The organism is Rufibacter sp. DG15C (genome assembly GCF_001577755.1).
Classification (GTDB): domain Bacteria; phylum Bacteroidota; class Bacteroidia; order Cytophagales; family Hymenobacteraceae; genus Nibribacter.
The window spans coordinates 1,794,678-1,811,804 of record NZ_CP010776.1 but is presented as its reverse complement, the minus strand read 5'-3'; the positions used below and the strand labels follow the sequence as shown (position 1 = coordinate 1,811,804).

Genomic DNA, 17,127 nt, shown 5'->3' with positions numbered 1-17,127 from the left:
TTTTATATTACCTGATCTGCTGTCCAATCATAAAGTGGAACTGACCACCGTTGGCGTTTGGCTGACCCGGCACGGTGTCTAAGCCCCAACCATAGTCAAATCCTAACAACCCGAAGGCCGCCATGAACACCCTGGCTCCCACCCCTACAGAACGATACAACTTGAATGGATCATATGTCCTGATGCTAGGGAAGTTGTTACCTGCCTCGGCAAATGCTAACACATATACCGTTGCCGCTGGGTTTGGTGACACCAGGTAGCGTAACTCAGATACGTATTTGTTGAAGGCAACCCCACCCGCTGAAATCTGACCATTGGCAGAAAGCGGCGTGATGCTTTCATCTTCATATCCGCGCAAGCCCACATAGTCAGTAGCCACAATATAAGAACCACCGCCCAGGCCAGAGCCTCCTAGTTTAAATCTTTCAAACGGCCCAATAGTTCCTTTTGAACTGTAGGTGCCAATAAACCCGAAGTGGGCTCTTGTATTCAATACCAAATTCCCTGCCAAAGTGTGGAACCAAGACGCATCTAACATCCATTTATGGAATTCAATCCACTGGAAGGAGTTGGTTTTACCTTTTATCAAAGAATAAGGAGGTGTCAATGTGGCCGTTAAGCTCAAGGATGCCCCAGATCTGGTGAAAGTTGGGTTGTCAATACTATTTCTAGAGAAGGCAGTAATAAAAGAGAAGTTGTTGGCATCTTTTATACTGTCTGCCTCTGCATAGCCCCTAAAGATAGTGGAGCCATTGCTCATGTTATAACGGTAGTAAGACAATGAGTTACTCAAACTGAAGTAGTCATCTGGCCATCTTAACCTACGTCCCAAGTTTACAGAAACCCCATTGATGTCAATATAGGCTTCTCTCTGCTGGTTGAATTCGTCTAGATCATTGAAGCGCTGAATAGACTTGCTCAAGCTTACTGTCAAAGAGTTTGGTCTACGACCACCTAACCACGGCTCTGTAAACGAAAGCGAATACGACTGATAGCGCTTTCCGTTGGCCTGAATGTTTAATGCTAGACGCTGACCATCACCTGACGGTACCGGGCGCCATTGTTTGAAATCACCGGCTTTGCGCAAAGAGAAATTATTCAGTACAAGACCTACTGTTCCAACCGCACCAAGGCCACCGCCCCAACCACCAGACAAAGTAATCTGATCATTTGGACGTTCCTCTACCGTGTATTGAATGTCTACCGTTCCATTGGCTGGATTAGGGATAGGGTTCATACCGATGTTCTCTGGGTCAAAATATCCCAAAGCGGCAATTTCACGCTGCGACCTGATCAACGCTGCACGGCTAAAGTTCTGCCCTGGTAAGGTGCGCAGTTCACGCAAAATCACGTGGTCACTGGTTTTGGTATTGCCAGAAACGTTGATAGAGTTGATTTTGGCTTGAGACCCTTCACTCAACCGCATTTCAATGTCAATAGAGTCACCTTCTACGGCTACTTCTACCGGCTCAATCTGGAAGAACAAGTAACCATCATCCATGTAAAGAGAAGTAACGTCTGACTCGTTAGGATTGTAGTTGAGACGTTTGTCCAGTTCTTCTTTGTTGTAAACGTCACCTTTCTGTAAGCCAAGTACTCGGCTCAAATAGGCGTCATCATATAAGTAGTTTCCGTTCCAGGTAATGTTACGGTAGAAATACTTGCTTCCCTCCTCAATGACCAACTTAATACCAATGCGGTCTTCACTGATTTTATAAACAGAGTCAGACACAATGGTGGCATCACGGTAGCCTTGTGTGTTATAGTAATCAATCAGAAGCTTTTTGTCTTCTTCATACTTAGCCTGCTGGAATTTGCCGCTAGTGAATAGTTTGTAAAACTTCTTCTCCTTCGTGTCTTTCAGCTTCTTTTTGAGTTTGCTGTCTTTGATGGCCTCGTTGCCTTCAATGTTAAGCTCCGCAATCTTTACTTTCTCGCCTTTGTTCACCTGTATATCTAGGGAAACGCTGTTGGCAATAATAGAATCTGGGCTTTGTTTGATAGTGGCTTGGGCATTCAAATATCCTTTCTCTTGGTAGAATTTCTCTACCGCGGTACGGGTGGAGCTTAAAAGCGCATCAGTTACCACACGACCTTTGCTCAGAGAGATTTTTTCCGTTAGATCCTCAGCTTGTGATTTGCTGGCACCGGTAAAATCAAACCTTGACAGGCGAGGACGCTCTGTCAAAAAGAAATCCAAGAATATTTTGTTGCCTTCAATGCTAGTAGCGCGCACGTCTACGCCACCCAAGATACCCTGGTCCCATAATTTCTGGATAGCAAACCCAATGTCTTCACCGGGTACTGTTATCTCATCCCCTATGTCTAACCCTGTCAAGGAGATAAGCGTATTAGGGTCAAGGAATTTGGCACCGCTCACCGTGATACCGCCAATGGTGTACCTTTTGGGATTGCTGTAATCTAACGTAGAAGGAGATTGTTGTGGAGTGCTTCTGCCAACGCCAAGCCTTACTTGTGCTGATGCCGCATTAGACATAACTAATAGGCATAACAGCCAAAAATACTTACTCATTAAGAATTTGCTTTTTGTAATTGTTCACTTGTTTTTCCAAAACGGCGCTCCCGTTGTTGGTAGGCAAGTATGGCTTCATATAGATGTTCTTTCCTGTAATCTGGCCATAACAGTTCTGTGATGTACAATTCTGTATAGGCTAACTGCCAGAGCAGGAAATTACTGATTCTTTGTTCTCCGCTGGTTCTAATCAACAGACTTGGATCTGGCATACCAGCAGTGGCCAAATATTTTTCTACAGTTTGTTCTGTAATGTTCTCAGGAAGCAGTTCCCCAGTTTTCACGGCTTGTGCTACCTGTTTTACTGCATTGGTAATATCCCAACGGCCACTGTAACTCAAGGCCAACACCAGCGTCATTCTGGTATTCTGACTGGTTTTGGCAATTGCCTCCTCCAATTGTTTTCTACAGGAGTTGGGCAGTGAGGCTGTATCTCCAATAGCCTGCAGCCTAATGTTGTTCTTATTCAGGGTAGCAGTTTCTTTGCTGATGGTGCTTACCAACAATTGCATTAACGCTTCTACTTCTTGCTTCGGCCGTGACCAGTTCTCTGTAGAGAAGGCATATAGCGTCAAATACTGCACTCCCAGCTCAGCAGAAGCTTCTACCGTTTCCCGCACTGCAGTAATGGCATTTTGATGTCCGAAGATCCGGAGGTTGCCTTTTTTCTTCGCCCAACGCCCGTTTCCGTCCATGATAACGGCAATGTGTTGTGGCAAATTGCCTAGATCTATCTTTTCCTTCAGGCTCATTAAAAAGAAATTTCAATGCAATTTAGGAAAAGGTTGCCAATATTAGACATACCCTTTCCAGTATACCTTATATTAAGGCATTGATTTCTTTTAAAATAAAGGGCAGTTGATTTTATAGAAGGTATATGAGAGGCTTACCCCGTTATAGAAATACCAATCATTGTCATGCGGATTCATGACTTTCTCATTCTGGTTGGTGAGGTTGTCAAACTTGTCTGTCAAGAGAAACCGAGCCCCGAACTCCACCCCCAGGTTCAATCTATGCGTCAAAGCATATTTAATCCCCGCCCCAATGGGAACAGCCATTGTAAAAGAGGTTTTATAGGGTTCGTTGTTCCCTCCATTCTCTGGATAGAGAACAACCGGATTTGGAGCAGTGGTTTTGTTGTTATATGCTAGACCGGCTACGCCTAATGTAAAATAGGGTGTCCATCTAATGTGCCTCCTGAAATCATAATAGTTCAGGAAGTTATAATCAAACCCAACTGCCAATTCCAAAACGCTGGTAGTCACCTCTGCCTTTCTATAATCAGAAAGAGGCAAGTCTTCATATTGTGTATCCTTGGCCTTTACTTTGCCAGCTAACAGGCTGCCCCGCAAAACCAGTGCTCTAGACACATCCCTTTTGTAGAAAAGAGTAAGCGCCGGACGATTGCTTAAAAGTCTATATCTGGGAGAAACATCTCCCTTGTATGTGATTCCGCCAATGCCAATCCCTAATTCGTTGGTACTTCGTTCCGTATTCTGAGCAGAAACATGCATAAAAAAAACACTCCCTATTTGGACCCAAAGGCAAATAAGGAGTGTCCGTAAAATCTGTATTCTCATTTAGTCAAGTTTGGATTCTCTCTATTAACGGAATTTAGGTCCTCTTCTTGCAGGTCTTAAAATATAACTTAGAGTTACGCCAGTTGTGATGTACCAGTCATCATCTGTAATATCACCACGCTGATTTCCTTTAAGCCCATAACCTCTCAAATGCGGATAACCTCCTGTTGTAACTATGGGGCCTAATCCGCTTTCCGCGCTTCTATCTGAAAGCACTATGGCTTCATTAGATTTCAAATCAGCTTTATTGGCATAGGTACCGCTTACATCGTCTAAGTAATCTGTAAAGGTTTTTCTCCAACCAATCTCTAGAGCAATATCCCAACGTTTATCTATTCTGTATCTAGCTCCAATCCCCAAAGGAATTGCAAACTGCACTCTTGAATAAGGCTCTGGATACCCTTCTGCGTCTGAATATTGCCCTTCAGTTCCTAATGGCTGCAACTCATACCATCCAGTAGCAATGGCACCACCATCATAGTAAGCCTTTGGATTATGATGCAGAACAGCAACTCCAGCAAACACATATGGAGTAAAATCTGGACGGCGCAAATAAGAACGACGGTTCTCAAATAGATCAACCACCCCTACTACACTCAGCTCTTTGATATCATTTCTAAAGCTTAAGTTACGTCTGAATCTAGGCAAGTTTTCTGCTTCATCAGGAGAGGCACTTTTAGCATCATCACCAGTAATCCGGCCCCAGCTAAAGGAGGCACGTCCCGAAATTCTAGGAAAGAACTTTCTTGAGTAACTCACCGCCAAGCTAGGACGAGTAGACTTCAAACGTAAACTGGTAAAGTCTGCCTCTGGCGTCACGTCACCAAAATAGTTCATTGCGTTTAGGCTTACACTCACAGAATTATATCTGTTTCTAGTTCTAAACCGCTGAGCCTCTGCATCTTGCGAAAACGCAATACTTAGAGTTAATAAAATTAATAATGCTGAGAATACGTTTTTCATGCCGTCAAACTATTTGCTGGATTCACTCTAAATGGAATTTACACTTGCACTCCAACAGGCAAATTTATCATTTTTTTCTACATAAAGATCAGCTATATACACAAATTATATGTATAAATGGTTGTTACCCATTCCGTTGATCTAATCCCCAATGCATTTTTGTGCGCAACGTAGTTAAGAAATTAACCTGGTTGAGCTTGACCAAACGTGCATTGAAGTCTTCCCGCCTTATGGCCAATTGAATGGACGCATCTACAGGCCTTGATCTGGAATCTAGAGAAACCAGATACTTGGTGCTCCTCCCTTCTATCTCAAAGGAAATCACACTCCTGTCTGACACCACCAAGGGGCGGACGTTCAAATTATGAGGGCATACGGGAGAGATGACAAAATTGTTTGTCTGTGGCATCATTACCGGACCGCCGCAACTCAAAGAATAGCCGGTAGATCCTGTAGGGGTAGCCACAATCAACCCATCTGCCCAATACGAATTTAAATACTCGCCGTCTATATACGTATGCACGGCAATCATGGAGGAAGTATCTCGCTTTAATATTGAAAATTCATTCAACCCGAAATTAATCCCCTCAAAAACCTCCTGGTCACTGTCTAAATGAATGAGCGAGCGCTCGTCAAACGTGTAATGCCCTTTTAACAGGGTCTCAATGGACGCATCTAACTGGGCGTAGGGCACAGACGCCAAGAAACCCAACCGACCCATATTGATCCCCAGTATGGGTATTTGTAAGGCCCCAACGTAAGTGACAGCATCTAAAAGAGTACCATCCCCGCCCAGACTGAGCATATAGGAGACATCCTGCAAATTGGTTTGTCTATTAAAATACTCTACCGTTGCTGGTAAAGGCAGCATGGGCTCTAATAATTCTGCGAAGCCTTCTGAGATGGTAATGGTAATGCCCCGCTGCAATAAGTTGTCAAAGAGACGCTTCACATAGGGCAGCACCTCTTCCTTTACTGGTTTACCAACTATTGCTATCTTCATAGGGTATTGCAGAAATAGGAAAGACTTTTAGAAAGCCAACTAGAGAGCAGAAGGTTATACATTTAGATACCGCATGAGCATATCCAAGCGGTCTTGGTCCTCATCTGTGTTGCCTGCATCTTGGAACTGAGCCGTAATTTTATACCCGAAGCGCTCTAACGTAGCCACAATTCTGGTAAGGTCTGCGGTATTGATCTTCAAGGTAAGCTTCATCTGAAAAACATCTACCTCATCTGGAGAGACGTAGGCGCTCAAAATCTTGGCGTTGTTAGACTCAACCAGACGGCTTATCTCCGAGAGCGAGTAGTCCCGTTCCGCCATGCTCAACACCAGAATTCCTCCCTGTCCCTGCATAGCAGACATCTGCCCGAAGGCGGCAATGGTGTCGCTTACTGTGATGACCCCTAAGTACTCATGCAATTCATCCAGAACCGGTACTACCTGCACCTTGTTTTTGATGGCCAGTTCCATAACACTGTAAAAGTGCTGGTTCTGCTGCACATGCACGTGCTCAAAGTCAAAGGGAATCTGTTCTAAAACAAGGTCACCATTTTTTGCCTCCAGCACATCGTCTTCCGTGACCAAGCCCAGATATTTCCGGTTTTTGACCACGGGCAGCTGGTTCAGCCTGAACTCTTCCATCCACCTCACCGCCTTTTCCCCTGAGTCAGAGAGTTTTAACGGAGGCACCATTTGATTAATCAATTCTTCGGCAATCATACAGAGGCGGTCTTTATCAGAAATCTATCTAAGATACTGTTAAAGGCGTCTGGATGTTCCATCATGGGGGCGTGGCAGCAATGGTCTATGAAGTGCAGTTCTGAGTTTTGAATGAGTCTGTTGAACTCATGCGCCACAATAGGCGGCGTAATGGTGTCATTCAAACCCCAGATTAATAAAGTAGGCGCTGTGATTTTCACTAAATCTTTTGCCATGTTGTTACGCTGCGCCGACTTGGCAATGGAAATGATGCGCAACACTTTGGGATTGCTGTTGGTGATGTCAAAGACCTCGTCTACCAGTTCTTTGGTGGCCGTCTCTGGGTAGTAGAAGGTATACTCAACGCGTTCCTTCACAAAGGCATAGTTACCGCGCTTAGGGAACGAGCCACCCATGGAGTCTTCAAACAACCCGGAGCTCCCTGTTAAAACTAAGCGCTTCACATAGCTTGGGTTTTTAATGGCATACTCTAACGCCACGTGTCCACCCAGGGAGTTGCCAAGTAGGGTCAAGTCAGACAGGTTCTTGAAGGCCACAAACTCCTCTACAAACTCCACCAGCCCAGGCACACTGGCTTGCGGCAAAGGCATTGTATACAGAGGCATCATCGGGATGACTACCCGGTAATTTTTACTGAAATGCGACACCACCCCCTGCCAGTTACTGAGCGCGCCAAAAAGCCCGTGTAACAGAATCAGCACTTGGCCTTCGCCCTCGTCTATGAATTCAAACCCGCCTTCCTTCTTTATTTCCAGGTCCATGTGTAGAGAATCGGTTGTGGTAATCGTACTTAAAAACTTCTAGTGGGTTGTAATATTAACAATATCTACCCAATTTTTAAGCATAGTGAGCCCATGAGTAGTCAAAGCCGCCTCGGGGTGGAACTGCAACGCATAGAGCGGCAATCGGTTATGCTTAAACGCCATCAGTTCGCCTTCTTTTGTTTGCGCCAGCGGTATTAATGAAGTCGGCGCCTCTGTCACCACTAGCGAATGGTAGCGTACCACCTGCACCTTCTGCGGCATGTTAGCAAACAAAGGGTCTGGTGCGCAGGTAATCTCAGAGATTTTACCGTGCATGGGCCTGAGTGCTTTGACTACCTGCCCGCCAAAGAACTGCCCCAAGGCCTGGTGTCCCAAACAAATCCCCAGCATGGGCAGCCGGTCATGGTAGTAGTCAATAACGGCTGGCATGACTCCGGCCTTCTCGGGCGTGCCCGGCCCCGGCGACAGCACAATACCTTCTAAGGGAAGCTTCTGTAATTCCTCCAAAGACACGTTGTTGCGACGCACTTCTACCTCCACGCCTATCTGTTTAAAATAGTCATAGAGGTTGTAAGTGAACGAATCAAAATTGTCCAGGAGCAGAAGCACAGAGTAGATACTGAAAGAAAAGAATTTCCGTTTTTGGCCTGTTTTTCAGAAAACAGGCCAAAAACGGAAAGGAAAATTTTATTGAAGCGCGCCTAAGGCATCTTTGCCCACCGGAATCACCCATTGCACAAAGGCCCAGGCGCTGGGCGCGGCCTCTAAGTAAAAAGGATAGACAGAGGATTCCTTCACGGTGGCAAAGGCAGTGTCTAACCCGGCGTTGTTGGCGAAGTACACCAGCAGGCACACGGCAAACCCCCACTTGAGCGCCCCAAAGAAGGCACCGCCCACTTTATCCAACAGCCCCAGCGGCGTGAGATTAACAGTCTTCTTCAAGAGAAGGCCAATGAAACGCACCGCAAACCCGATGGCAATGAACACCAGTAAATATGGCAAAAACGGCAAGAAGCCGGCGCTGTCGCCCAGCCATTCATTGATGGTAGGAGACGCCATGCTCACTAGTTTCACCCCAAAGACCGTGATAATCACCAACGCGGCCAGAGAGGCAACCTCTAAAATCAAGCCTTTCCACAACCCTTTAATGGCGCCATAGGCCACCGGAAGAAGCAGAAACATGTCAAACGTGCTCAATCAGGTAATACTTAGGCGTTGGTATTGTTTAACAATGCGCTTACCGCGCTGGAGATAGCTCTACCATCGGCTAGGCCGGCCAGTTCTCTGGAGGCTACGCCCATCACTTTGCCCATGTCTGATGGCCCCAAGGCACCCACGCGCTGAATGATTTCCAGAAGACGCTCACGCAAATCTCCTTCGTCCAGTTGCTTAGGCAGAAACTCCTCAATCACGGCCAGTTCTGCCAACTCTACTTCTTCCAAATCCTGACGGCCCTGGGTGCGGTAAATCTCAGCTGAGTCGCGGCGCTGTTTAGCCGACTTAGTCAACAGTTTCATCTCAGCGTCCTGGGTCAATTCTTCGGCGCCGCCTTTCTCGGTTTCGGCTAAAAGAATCTGCGACTTGATGCTTCTTAAGGCTTGCAGACGGGTCTTGTCTTTGGCCAGCATGGCTTGCTTGATACCTGCTTCTACGTTTGCTTTTAAACTCATAGTTAAATTTTGTAAGGCTCCCATAAAGGCAACCGGCGTGAGACATCTATTGAAGGGTGCCGTCAAATTGTTTTTATCTTTGCCCAGCCCGTATGAGGGTAGTGACCAAATCAAACGCGACAATCATGACGAAACTGAGCGTAAATATAAATAAAATAGCCACGTTGCGGAACGCCCGCGGCGGCAACCGACCTAATGTTCTTCAAACGGCATTGGACTGCGAACGGTTTGGCGCGCAGGGCATCACCGTGCACCCGCGCCCCGATGAACGCCACATCCGCTACCAAGACGTTCTGGACTTGAAACCCGCCGTCACCACCGAGTTCAACATTGAAGGAAACCCCACGCCAGACTTCATCCAACTGGTCCTTAGCGTGAAGCCCGAGCAAGTAACCTTGGTACCCGATGCCCCCGACGCCATCACCTCTAACGCTGGTTGGGATACCATCAAGCACAAAGATTTTCTGGTAGACATCATCGCGCAGTTTAAAGAGCAGGGCATCAGAACGTCCATTTTTGTAGACCCAGACAACAAGCAGGTAGAAGGCGCCGCCTTGACGGGCACAGACCGCATAGAACTCTACACCGAGGCCTACGCCTCTCAGTACCTGGCAGACCGCGAGAAAGCCGTGGCCCCGTACGCCGAGGCCGCCAAAGTAGCCCAGCAATGCAACCTAGGCCTGAACGCCGGCCATGACCTGGACCTGGACAACCTGCGTTTCCTGAAAGAGCGTCTCCCTAATCTACAGGAAGTTTCCATTGGTCACGCCCTGATTTGTGATGCGCTATATTTTGGCCTGGAGAATACCATTCAACTGTACCTGCGCCAACTCAACTACTAATGCTAGAACTTCCGTTTTTTGCCTGTTTTCTGAAAAGTAGCCCAAAAACGCCCCTCATATGATAGGGACTATCATAAAGATGACGGCCTTTCTGGTGCTGGCGCATTATGTGGTGGGCTTCCTACTGAAGGTCTTTTCCCGCAAGAGCAAAGTCTACTACCTAGCGCCGGCCCGGCAGTTCGGGATGGTGTTCTGGTCCGCCATTGGCACCTGGCTGGGCGCTTCTATTCTGAGTTTGATTCCTAGGGCGCAGACAGACACTATGCTGGAGAAAGGCTTGGCTGCGGGGATTGGGTCTGCCTTACTGTTGTTCTCCCTGCCTAGCTTGTTTGTGCACTTCCAGTACTGGCGGTTTGAGCAGGAAAGCGCGTTGGAGCTTGATGCCAAGAGCGGAGTAGCCCTGCTGTTACGGCCGGGCCAACGGTATTACTTAGATGCCACTCAAGTGCGCGCGGTGCAAGAAACCAAATGCGCGTCCAACAGTTTCTTCTGGAGCCCTTACAAGTACCTCACGCTCACGCTGGCAGACGGAAGTCAATTGACCATTACCTCTTTGCTCATAGACCTAGAACAACTGAAGGCCCTTTGGCCCCGCGCCGCGTACTCGGTTAAAACGAAATTCATCTGTTTTCTGTAAAACAGGCCAAAAACGATACTTCCCTCTAAGGACAATTCATATGGAATTACACTATCGCACCCTGGGCGAAGGCTCGCCGCTCATCATCATGCACGGCCTCTTCGGGACCTCAGACAACTGGCAGACCTTGGGCAAGCAATTCTCAGAAACCCACCAAGTGTACCTGCTGGACCTGCGCAACCACGGCCGCTCTCCGCATTCAGATGAGTTCTCCTACCAGTTGATGACCGATGACCTGGCTGAGTTTATTGAACAACACAACATCCAGAACCCTATCATTCTGGGGCATTCCATGGGCGGAAAAGTAGCTATGAATTTTGCCGTGCAACACCCAGACAAACTCTCTAAGTTGATTGTCGCGGACATTGCCCCTAAAGCCTATCCGCCGCACCATGACGCTATTCTGGAAGGTCTACGCTCCATTGATTTGAACACCCTGCAAAGCCGCAACGACGCAGATGCCATATTAGCCCAGAAAGAGAGTGACGTGGGCACGCGCATGTTCCTGCTCAAGAACCTATACCGCAAAGAGGACAACACCTTCGGCTGGCGCTTGAACATTGACGCCATTGAGGCTAACCTGCCCAGCATCCTGGACCAAGTAGTTTCTGACACGCCGTTCAACAAACCTACGCTGTTTATTAGAGGCGGAAATTCCCGTTACATCAAACCAGAGCAAGACACGGCAGAGATTCAAAAGTTGTTCCCGCAGGCGCGCATAGAAACCATTGAAGGAGCCGGCCACTGGCTACACGCCGAAAAGCCGCAGGAGTTCTTTGCCATCGTCAACCAGTTCCTGCAAGCCTAAGATGAGCACCAAAGGCACCCTATTCCTCATCCCCACGGTCTTGGCAGAAGATACCGCCAACGCCGTCATTTGCCGGCAAGTGGCTGAAGTCACCGCGCAATTAAAGTACTTTCTAGTGGAGAATGCCCGCACGGCCCGCCGCTACATCAAATCCATTGCACCAACGCAGGTCATTGAAGAATTGCAGATTACGGTCATTGACAAAGACTCGTCAGACACTGAACTGTCGGCAGCGCTGAAGCCCTTGCTGGCAGGCCAGGACGGCGGCGTAGTCTCTGAGGCGGGTTGTCCCGGCGTGGCAGACCCCGGCGCAGAACTGGCTCGGTTGGCACACCAGAACGGCATCAAAGTAGTGCCCTTAGTAGGACCTTCAGCGATTTTGATGGGTTTGATGGCGTCTGGCTTCAATGGACAGTCCTTCGCGTTTCATGGGTATTTGCCTATTGAAAAACGGGACCGGTTACAAGCTTTGCGCGGACTGGAGAAGGAGATGCAGCAGAAAGACCAAACCCAGATTTTCATGGAGACGCCCTACCGCAACCGCCAGATGATTGAGGACCTGCTACAGAACTTAAGCAAGGACACCAAACTCTGCATTGCAGCCAACATCACCGGCCCCAATGAATTCATCCAAACCAAGACCGTGGCTAACTGGAAAGGCAAAGTTCCAGATCTGCACAAACAGCCGGCGGTGTTTTTGATTTATAAACGGTAGGTTAACATTAATAATAAAGGTTGAAAAAGATACTACTACTGTTTCTCTACTTGAGTTGCTTTGATGCTTATTCACAGAAAAAGGATTTGAGTATTGAGCAGAGCGCAGTCAACTTCCTTGGGACTGATATTTTACCTAAAGAAAGGAAAGTAAGTAGCTTTCGATACGACGGCAAAGTGATACTTGGTTTTCATGATATAGAATCATCTAAAAGCACGCTCTGGATGCTATCTTTTTGTAAGATAAGCGAGAATAAGAATAAAGAAAGAGCCGGTGTGCAGACAAGCGGAATCAACTGGGTAAAGAAAATATCATCACTTGAGAAGCAACTGCAAAACCATTTAATTGACACCACCTTCGACTACTCGAATTCAAAGTTAACTGTACCTAAAGTGTTTACAAAAGTCTCTAAGGGAAAGAACAGGAAAATCAGATATGGAAAAATCAACCATTACTGGAGAAAATGGAGATATGACCTTTTTGGCTCTGCCCACTACATCACTGTTTATAACGCAATAGAGTTTGACGAACTCTATCTGGTGTACATTAACACCCATGCGACTCACGACCCAGCAGGACTATCTTATTATATTCTCCTTAATAAAGATGGAAATGTCACTGATTGGTGCAGAACAACATGGATTAGCTAGATGAAGAGAAACTTCTTCTAACGATACTTCAATAATACTTTCAGATACCAAAGCTGCCGTTTTTGGCTTGTTTTTCAGAAAAGAGGCCAAAAACGGCAATATTGTCAAAAGAGAACCGATGCTACAATAGCATCGGCCTTCTCTTTTGTATTTAGACTCTACTAGCGAATCCTCTCACTTTTGTCATCCTGAAAGGACCTTATGATCGAACTAGACAGGCTTTAACTAAGCAGTTGAACTCTATATTAACATCCCGAATAAAACTATTCATCTGCACTTAGGCAACGTCCTTACAGCTGGCCCACAAGGTCCTTTCAGGATGACAAAGGAAGATGAATTACTTCCGTAGCAACCAGCCTTCTGGATTGAGGTTGGTTTGGTTCTTCCAGATTTGGAACTGCAGTTCTGAGGTGCCTTCCTGGTCTGTGTACACGGTGCCAATCACATCTTTAGCACTTAGTTGCTGGCCTTCAGAGACGTTCACGCTGCGCAGTTTAGCATAGACCGTGAAATACTCGCCGTGCTGAATCATGACGATGTTGTTCATGCCCGGGATGGTCTGTACCGCCAAGACTTTGCCGCCAAAGATGGTGCGCACTTTCTCATTGGCCCCCGTCTGAATATCCAGTCCGCGGTTTTCTATCACCACGCCTTTCAAAACCGGGTGGGCATGACGCCCGAAGCGCTGCGAAATAAACCCACGCTCCACTGGCCAGGCAAACTTCCCTTTGTTGCCGGCGAAGTTTGAAGACACTAATTCGCCTTCCGGGGTAAGGGCTACTTTGTTACTACTACGCGGGGCGGCAGGTTCATCATTGTCTGAGGCTGCAGGTACTGGCTTACCCGCTTTGGCGGCAGCGGCGGCTTCACGAGCAGCTTTGGCTCTGGCGGCGGCCTCGGCGGCGCGGGCGGCTCTGGCAATCTCTTCGCGCACCAAGTTTTCAATCAACCTGTCCAGTTTGCGGACGGCCTCTTGTCTTTTTTCTACCTCCTGCTTCAAAGATTGTTCTTGCAAGCTCAATTGCTGCACCACTTGGTCCTGCTCATCACGCATGGACAACAGGTTCTTGTTTTCCTGCAGCTGCACGGTCAAGAGGCTCTTTTTTCGTTGCTTCTGGGTGGTAAGCGTGGTAAGGTGCTGGCTGAGGTTCTGCTGGGTGCGCTCAATGGCGGCGGCCTGCTTTTTACGGGCTTCGGTGTATTGGCGCAGGTAGCTCATGCGCCGCATCATCTGGTTAAAGGACTTGGAGGCGAACAGGAACATGAGCTTATTGTAGCTGTTAGAGGACTTGGAGGCCGCATAAATCAATTGGGCATACTCTTCCTTCAGGCGCGCCAAATTCATCTGGGTCTCGCCTACTTTTTCCTCGGTGGCGCTCAGGTCTTTGTCAAGGTAGTTGATCTCAGAAGAGATGTTCCGGATCATGCCCTTCTGCACCGTGATTTTCTCTTTGATCACGTTCAGCTGGCCCAGGGAGGCCTGCTTCTTTTGGGCGGTCTGCTCCAGAATGCGGTTGGCCTCCTGGATGCGGCGCAGGTTCTCCCGCTTTTCGCGCTCTAGCTGGGCTTTGCTTTTAACGGGTGTCTTGGCAGGAGCCTTTTTGGAGGTTGTTTTCCTAACTGGGGCTTTTCTGGTGGTGGTTTTGGTACGCGTGGTTTGTCTCTGTTGGGCGTCTACCCCCACAGAACCAACCATAAAAAGAAAGAAAAAAAGAAAGAAAACCCCCAGCCTATTTGCGTTCATAGTCCGAAGGTACAGAAAAAGGAAAATCCAAGGAAGTTTCCGATACTGAAACCTGTTTGTGCTTGACCGCGACTACGGTTGTTTTGGCTGTATTTCCCTCTGGTTGCTGGATGGTTAAGAGCAAAGCCATAGGGAATGGTTTGCCGTTCACGTTGTCAAATTCCTGATAGTCCATGGTCATCAAGTCTTTGTTGTTGAGGTTGCGCACCTCTACTCTTTTGAGCTTGTAGCGAGTAGTGTCCACAAACTGGTCTACCTGCAGGTTGTTGCGCAATTGGCGCACGTGCTGCACGGGGCCCATGTCCATGTATTTCTCCTTGGCAGGATCTCCGGCCACAAAATTACCCACCAGCATGTCCTGCAACTCCTTGAAGTTCACGTCAATCTTGTACTTCTCCTGCAAGAGCGCATAGGTTCCGGCAAAGTATTCCTGCTTTAAACGATTGACCATGAAGACAGAGTCTGGCGTCACTTTCAAGCGCACTGCTTCAATGCCCAGCTTAGACACAGAAGCCCAGATAACTTCGTCCTTCTTTAAGCGCATGGTCACGTTGGCGCTCAGGTTCTGGCTTTCTAGCTGCACATTTCCTTTGGCAGACAGGTAGTTGTAATCCGTATTGACCACGTTGACCTTGTTGATGGTCTCTGGTCCGGCGCCAGTGGAGGCTTCTGGGACAATGTCTTTCTTACAGCTGGCAAATAAAAAGAGAGAAACAGCCCAAAGCGTCAGGAACTTGTTATTCATAGAGTTTTTTGTCTTTAATCTTCTTACTGATGACCTGCGAGGCACCGCCCACCTGGTTGGCCTTTACCCACTGCTTGAGCGCTAATTCACGCTGCCCCAATTGGTAAAGCACATCACCGAAGTGTTCAATGATGGTGGCATCAGAAGACAGGGATACGGCCTTTTCTAAAAGGCGTTTGGCTTCCTGAAAATCTTTCAGTTTGTAGAGCACCCACGCGTAGGTGTCTAGGTACGTGGCATTGTCAGGATGATTAGATACCAAGATATTGGCCATTATTTTAGCCTTGGCCAGATTCTGCCCGCGCACGGACAAAAAGTAGCTGTAGTTGTTTAAGGCGTGCGGATTGTTCGGGTCCATGGCCAGCACCGTCTCATAGGCCTGGTCAGAAAGCTCATACTGCTCCATGGCATGATAGGCATCGCCTAGCTGCATGTTAAATTGCATCAACAATTCTGGGTTGCCCGCAGAAAGCCTTCTACCGTACTCCAATGCCTTAGAGGCCTTGGGATAGTTCTTGTTGATAAGGTGTGCAGTGCCGTTATAGAACCAGAACATGGCTTGGTTGGGGAAGAACTCCAGCGCCTGTTCAGAATGGAGGATTAGCGAGTCGGTTTGGTTCATCTCGCCGTCTAGTAAGACAATCTGTTGCCAGATCTTGTAGTGCCCCGGGTCCAGCTTTACGGCTTTCAAGTAGTTATCACGGGCAGCCTGTTTGCGGTCTGAGTTGGCGTATATGTCTCCGGCCACGGCAAAGGCCTTGGCCTCGCGCGGGTGTGCTTTGGTGGTGAGCTCGGCCAGTTTCATGGCTTGCACAGCCACCTTCTCATCGGGCAGTCGCCTGATGTAGTCCACCAGAATCTTCACCTTGGTGTCAATGTCCAGACCGGCATTCCCGAAGGCCATTTCCAGTTGTATTTCGCCTTCTGCCACTTTCCCCTGTTGACGCAAGAGGTCTGCCAGCATGAGACGGCCATAGGCGTTGTCTGGGGCCACTTTCAAGGCGCGTTCGGCCATGGCGGTGGCTTCGGGTAGGCGTTTGTTGGCAGCCAGCATTTCGGCCTGGGCCAGCACATAGCGTACTTCCTCTGGGTTGGCTATAATCAGGTTCTCGCCTTCTTTCAGGGCCTGCGCCAGGTTGTTCTGCTTGAGGTAAATCTGCTGCTTCTTGAAAGAGACTTCTTCTATGTATCCGTACTTCACCTCTATCTGCGCCAAGGTCTTCAAGGCGTCATCTAAACGCCCTTTGGCCAGGTACAAGTCGGTGAGGTTGAAGAGATACTGCTCGGTGTTAGGCAGCTCTTGGGTGAGCCGCGCGAAGACCTTGATGGCTTCCTCTACCTGCTGTTGGTTGGTATAGATTTGACCCAGTAGCAGATGGTAATAAGGATTGGAAGGTTCCAGTTCTAACGCCGCCTTGGCAAACGGCAAAGCTCCGCGCGCGCTGCCCAGCAGCAAACTGGTCTCGGCTATCTTGTAGTTGACGGCGGCATTGGACGGACTAATGGCGTAGGCCCGTTGAAACCGGTCCAGGGCTTTGGCATATTCCTCCAACAGGAAGAACTTCATGCCTTCTAGAAAATAGGACTCACTTAGTTGGGCCTCCTGAGTGCTTAAGGCTGGCAACGCAACCTGGGCAGCAGCCTCTACGGCTCCCTCCTTCTGCTTTTTACGGTCAGACTGGGCATAGCCCGGCTCTGCTGTAACTACCAACCCGCACAGAGCGGCCACTATCGTGAGTCCTCTTTTCAACAT

General features: G+C 48.1%; 18 protein-coding genes. 5 read left to right on the top strand and 13 right to left on the bottom strand.

The features are described 5' to 3' along the window. Positions 1 to 7 precede the first annotated feature (7 nt). The 10 genes from bamA to TH61_RS07670 form a co-directional block, all read right to left on the bottom strand. The gene (bamA, locus tag TH61_RS07715; protein WP_231862321.1) at positions 8 to 2,497 is read right to left on the bottom strand and encodes an outer membrane protein assembly factor BamA; all 2,490 of its coding nucleotides are present in this window, start codon (positions 2,495 to 2,497) and stop codon (positions 8 to 10) included. Positions 2,498 to 2,532: 35 nt separating this feature from the next. After that, entirely contained in the window at positions 2,533 to 3,285 is a 753-nt protein-coding gene (locus TH61_RS07710) for an isoprenyl transferase (RefSeq protein WP_066507994.1), read from the bottom strand. A 90-nt stretch (positions 3,286 to 3,375) separates the two neighbouring features. Continuing rightward, positions 3,376 to 4,047: a DUF6089 family protein gene (locus TH61_RS07705; protein ID WP_157600646.1), complete on the bottom strand. Its 672-nt coding sequence runs from the start codon at positions 4,045 to 4,047 to the stop codon at positions 3,376 to 3,378. 90 nt (positions 4,048 to 4,137) lie between these two features. Then, complete coding sequence (locus tag TH61_RS07700) at positions 4,138 to 5,076, bottom strand: DUF6089 family protein (RefSeq protein WP_066507988.1); 939 nt, start codon at positions 5,074 to 5,076, stop codon at positions 4,138 to 4,140. A 124-nt stretch (positions 5,077 to 5,200) separates the two neighbouring features. Further along, positions 5,201 to 6,079, bottom strand: coding sequence for an NAD kinase (locus TH61_RS07695; protein WP_066507986.1), 879 nt, complete (start codon positions 6,077 to 6,079; stop codon positions 5,201 to 5,203). 54 nt (positions 6,080 to 6,133) lie between these two features. Then, positions 6,134 to 6,799 (bottom strand): CBS domain-containing protein, encoded by a 666-nt coding sequence (locus TH61_RS07690; RefSeq protein WP_066507984.1) that lies wholly within the window; start codon positions 6,797 to 6,799, stop codon positions 6,134 to 6,136. After that, a complete protein-coding gene (locus tag TH61_RS07685; RefSeq protein WP_066507983.1) occupies positions 6,796 to 7,560 on the bottom strand; it encodes an alpha/beta fold hydrolase in 765 nt (254 codons plus the stop codon). Before TH61_RS07685 ends, TH61_RS07690 begins: the two co-directional genes overlap by 4 nt. Before the next feature lie 39 nt (positions 7,561 to 7,599). Next, complete coding sequence (locus TH61_RS07680) at positions 7,600 to 8,172, bottom strand: aminodeoxychorismate/anthranilate synthase component II (protein ID WP_066507978.1); 573 nt, start codon at positions 8,170 to 8,172, stop codon at positions 7,600 to 7,602. A 78-nt stretch (positions 8,173 to 8,250) separates the two neighbouring features. Then, positions 8,251 to 8,745, bottom strand: coding sequence for a CvpA family protein (locus TH61_RS07675; RefSeq protein ID WP_157600644.1), 495 nt, complete (start codon positions 8,743 to 8,745; stop codon positions 8,251 to 8,253). 26 nt (positions 8,746 to 8,771) lie between these two features. After that, complete coding sequence (locus tag TH61_RS07670; RefSeq protein ID WP_066507972.1) at positions 8,772 to 9,233, bottom strand: GatB/YqeY domain-containing protein; 462 nt, start codon at positions 9,231 to 9,233, stop codon at positions 8,772 to 8,774. 125 nt (positions 9,234 to 9,358) lie between these two features. Between TH61_RS07670 and TH61_RS07665 the strand changes: the two genes are divergently transcribed. From TH61_RS07665 to TH61_RS07645, 5 genes are read left to right on the top strand one after another with little or no spacing between them, the layout of a single operon-like run. Beyond that, positions 9,359 to 10,075: a pyridoxine 5'-phosphate synthase gene (locus TH61_RS07665; RefSeq protein WP_066507970.1), complete on the top strand. Its 717-nt coding sequence runs from the start codon at positions 9,359 to 9,361 to the stop codon at positions 10,073 to 10,075. A 58-nt stretch (positions 10,076 to 10,133) separates the two neighbouring features. Continuing rightward, positions 10,134 to 10,712: a hypothetical protein gene (locus TH61_RS07660; RefSeq protein ID WP_157600642.1), complete on the top strand. Its 579-nt coding sequence runs from the start codon at positions 10,134 to 10,136 to the stop codon at positions 10,710 to 10,712. Positions 10,713 to 10,752: 40 nt separating this feature from the next. Next, positions 10,753 to 11,520 carry an alpha/beta fold hydrolase gene (locus TH61_RS07655; RefSeq protein WP_066507964.1) on the top strand — a complete coding sequence of 256 codons (768 nt, stop codon included), beginning with the start codon at positions 10,753 to 10,755 and terminating at the stop codon, positions 11,518 to 11,520. 1 nt (position 11,521) lies between these two features. After that, a complete protein-coding gene (locus TH61_RS07650; protein ID WP_066507962.1) occupies positions 11,522 to 12,235 on the top strand; it encodes an SAM-dependent methyltransferase in 714 nt (237 codons plus the stop codon). Between the two features lie 20 nt (positions 12,236 to 12,255). After that, the gene (locus TH61_RS07645; RefSeq protein WP_066507959.1) at positions 12,256 to 12,885 is read left to right on the top strand and encodes a hypothetical protein; all 630 of its coding nucleotides are present in this window, start codon (positions 12,256 to 12,258) and stop codon (positions 12,883 to 12,885) included. Positions 12,886 to 13,222: 337 nt separating this feature from the next. On the opposite strand, the gene TH61_RS07640 is transcribed toward TH61_RS07645, so the two are convergent. From TH61_RS07640 to TH61_RS07630, 3 genes are read right to left on the bottom strand one after another with little or no spacing between them, the layout of a single operon-like run. Further along, on the bottom strand, positions 13,223 to 14,581 hold the full coding sequence (locus TH61_RS07640; protein ID WP_082780332.1) for a murein hydrolase activator EnvC: 1,359 nt from the start codon (positions 14,579 to 14,581) through the stop codon (positions 13,223 to 13,225). Positions 14,582 to 14,615: 34 nt separating this feature from the next. After that, a complete protein-coding gene (locus TH61_RS07635; RefSeq protein ID WP_066507958.1) occupies positions 14,616 to 15,374 on the bottom strand; it encodes a DUF4292 domain-containing protein in 759 nt (252 codons plus the stop codon). Beyond that, complete coding sequence (locus TH61_RS07630; RefSeq protein ID WP_071887809.1) at positions 15,367 to 17,127, bottom strand: tetratricopeptide repeat protein; 1,761 nt, start codon at positions 17,125 to 17,127, stop codon at positions 15,367 to 15,369. Before TH61_RS07630 ends, TH61_RS07635 begins: the two co-directional genes overlap by 8 nt.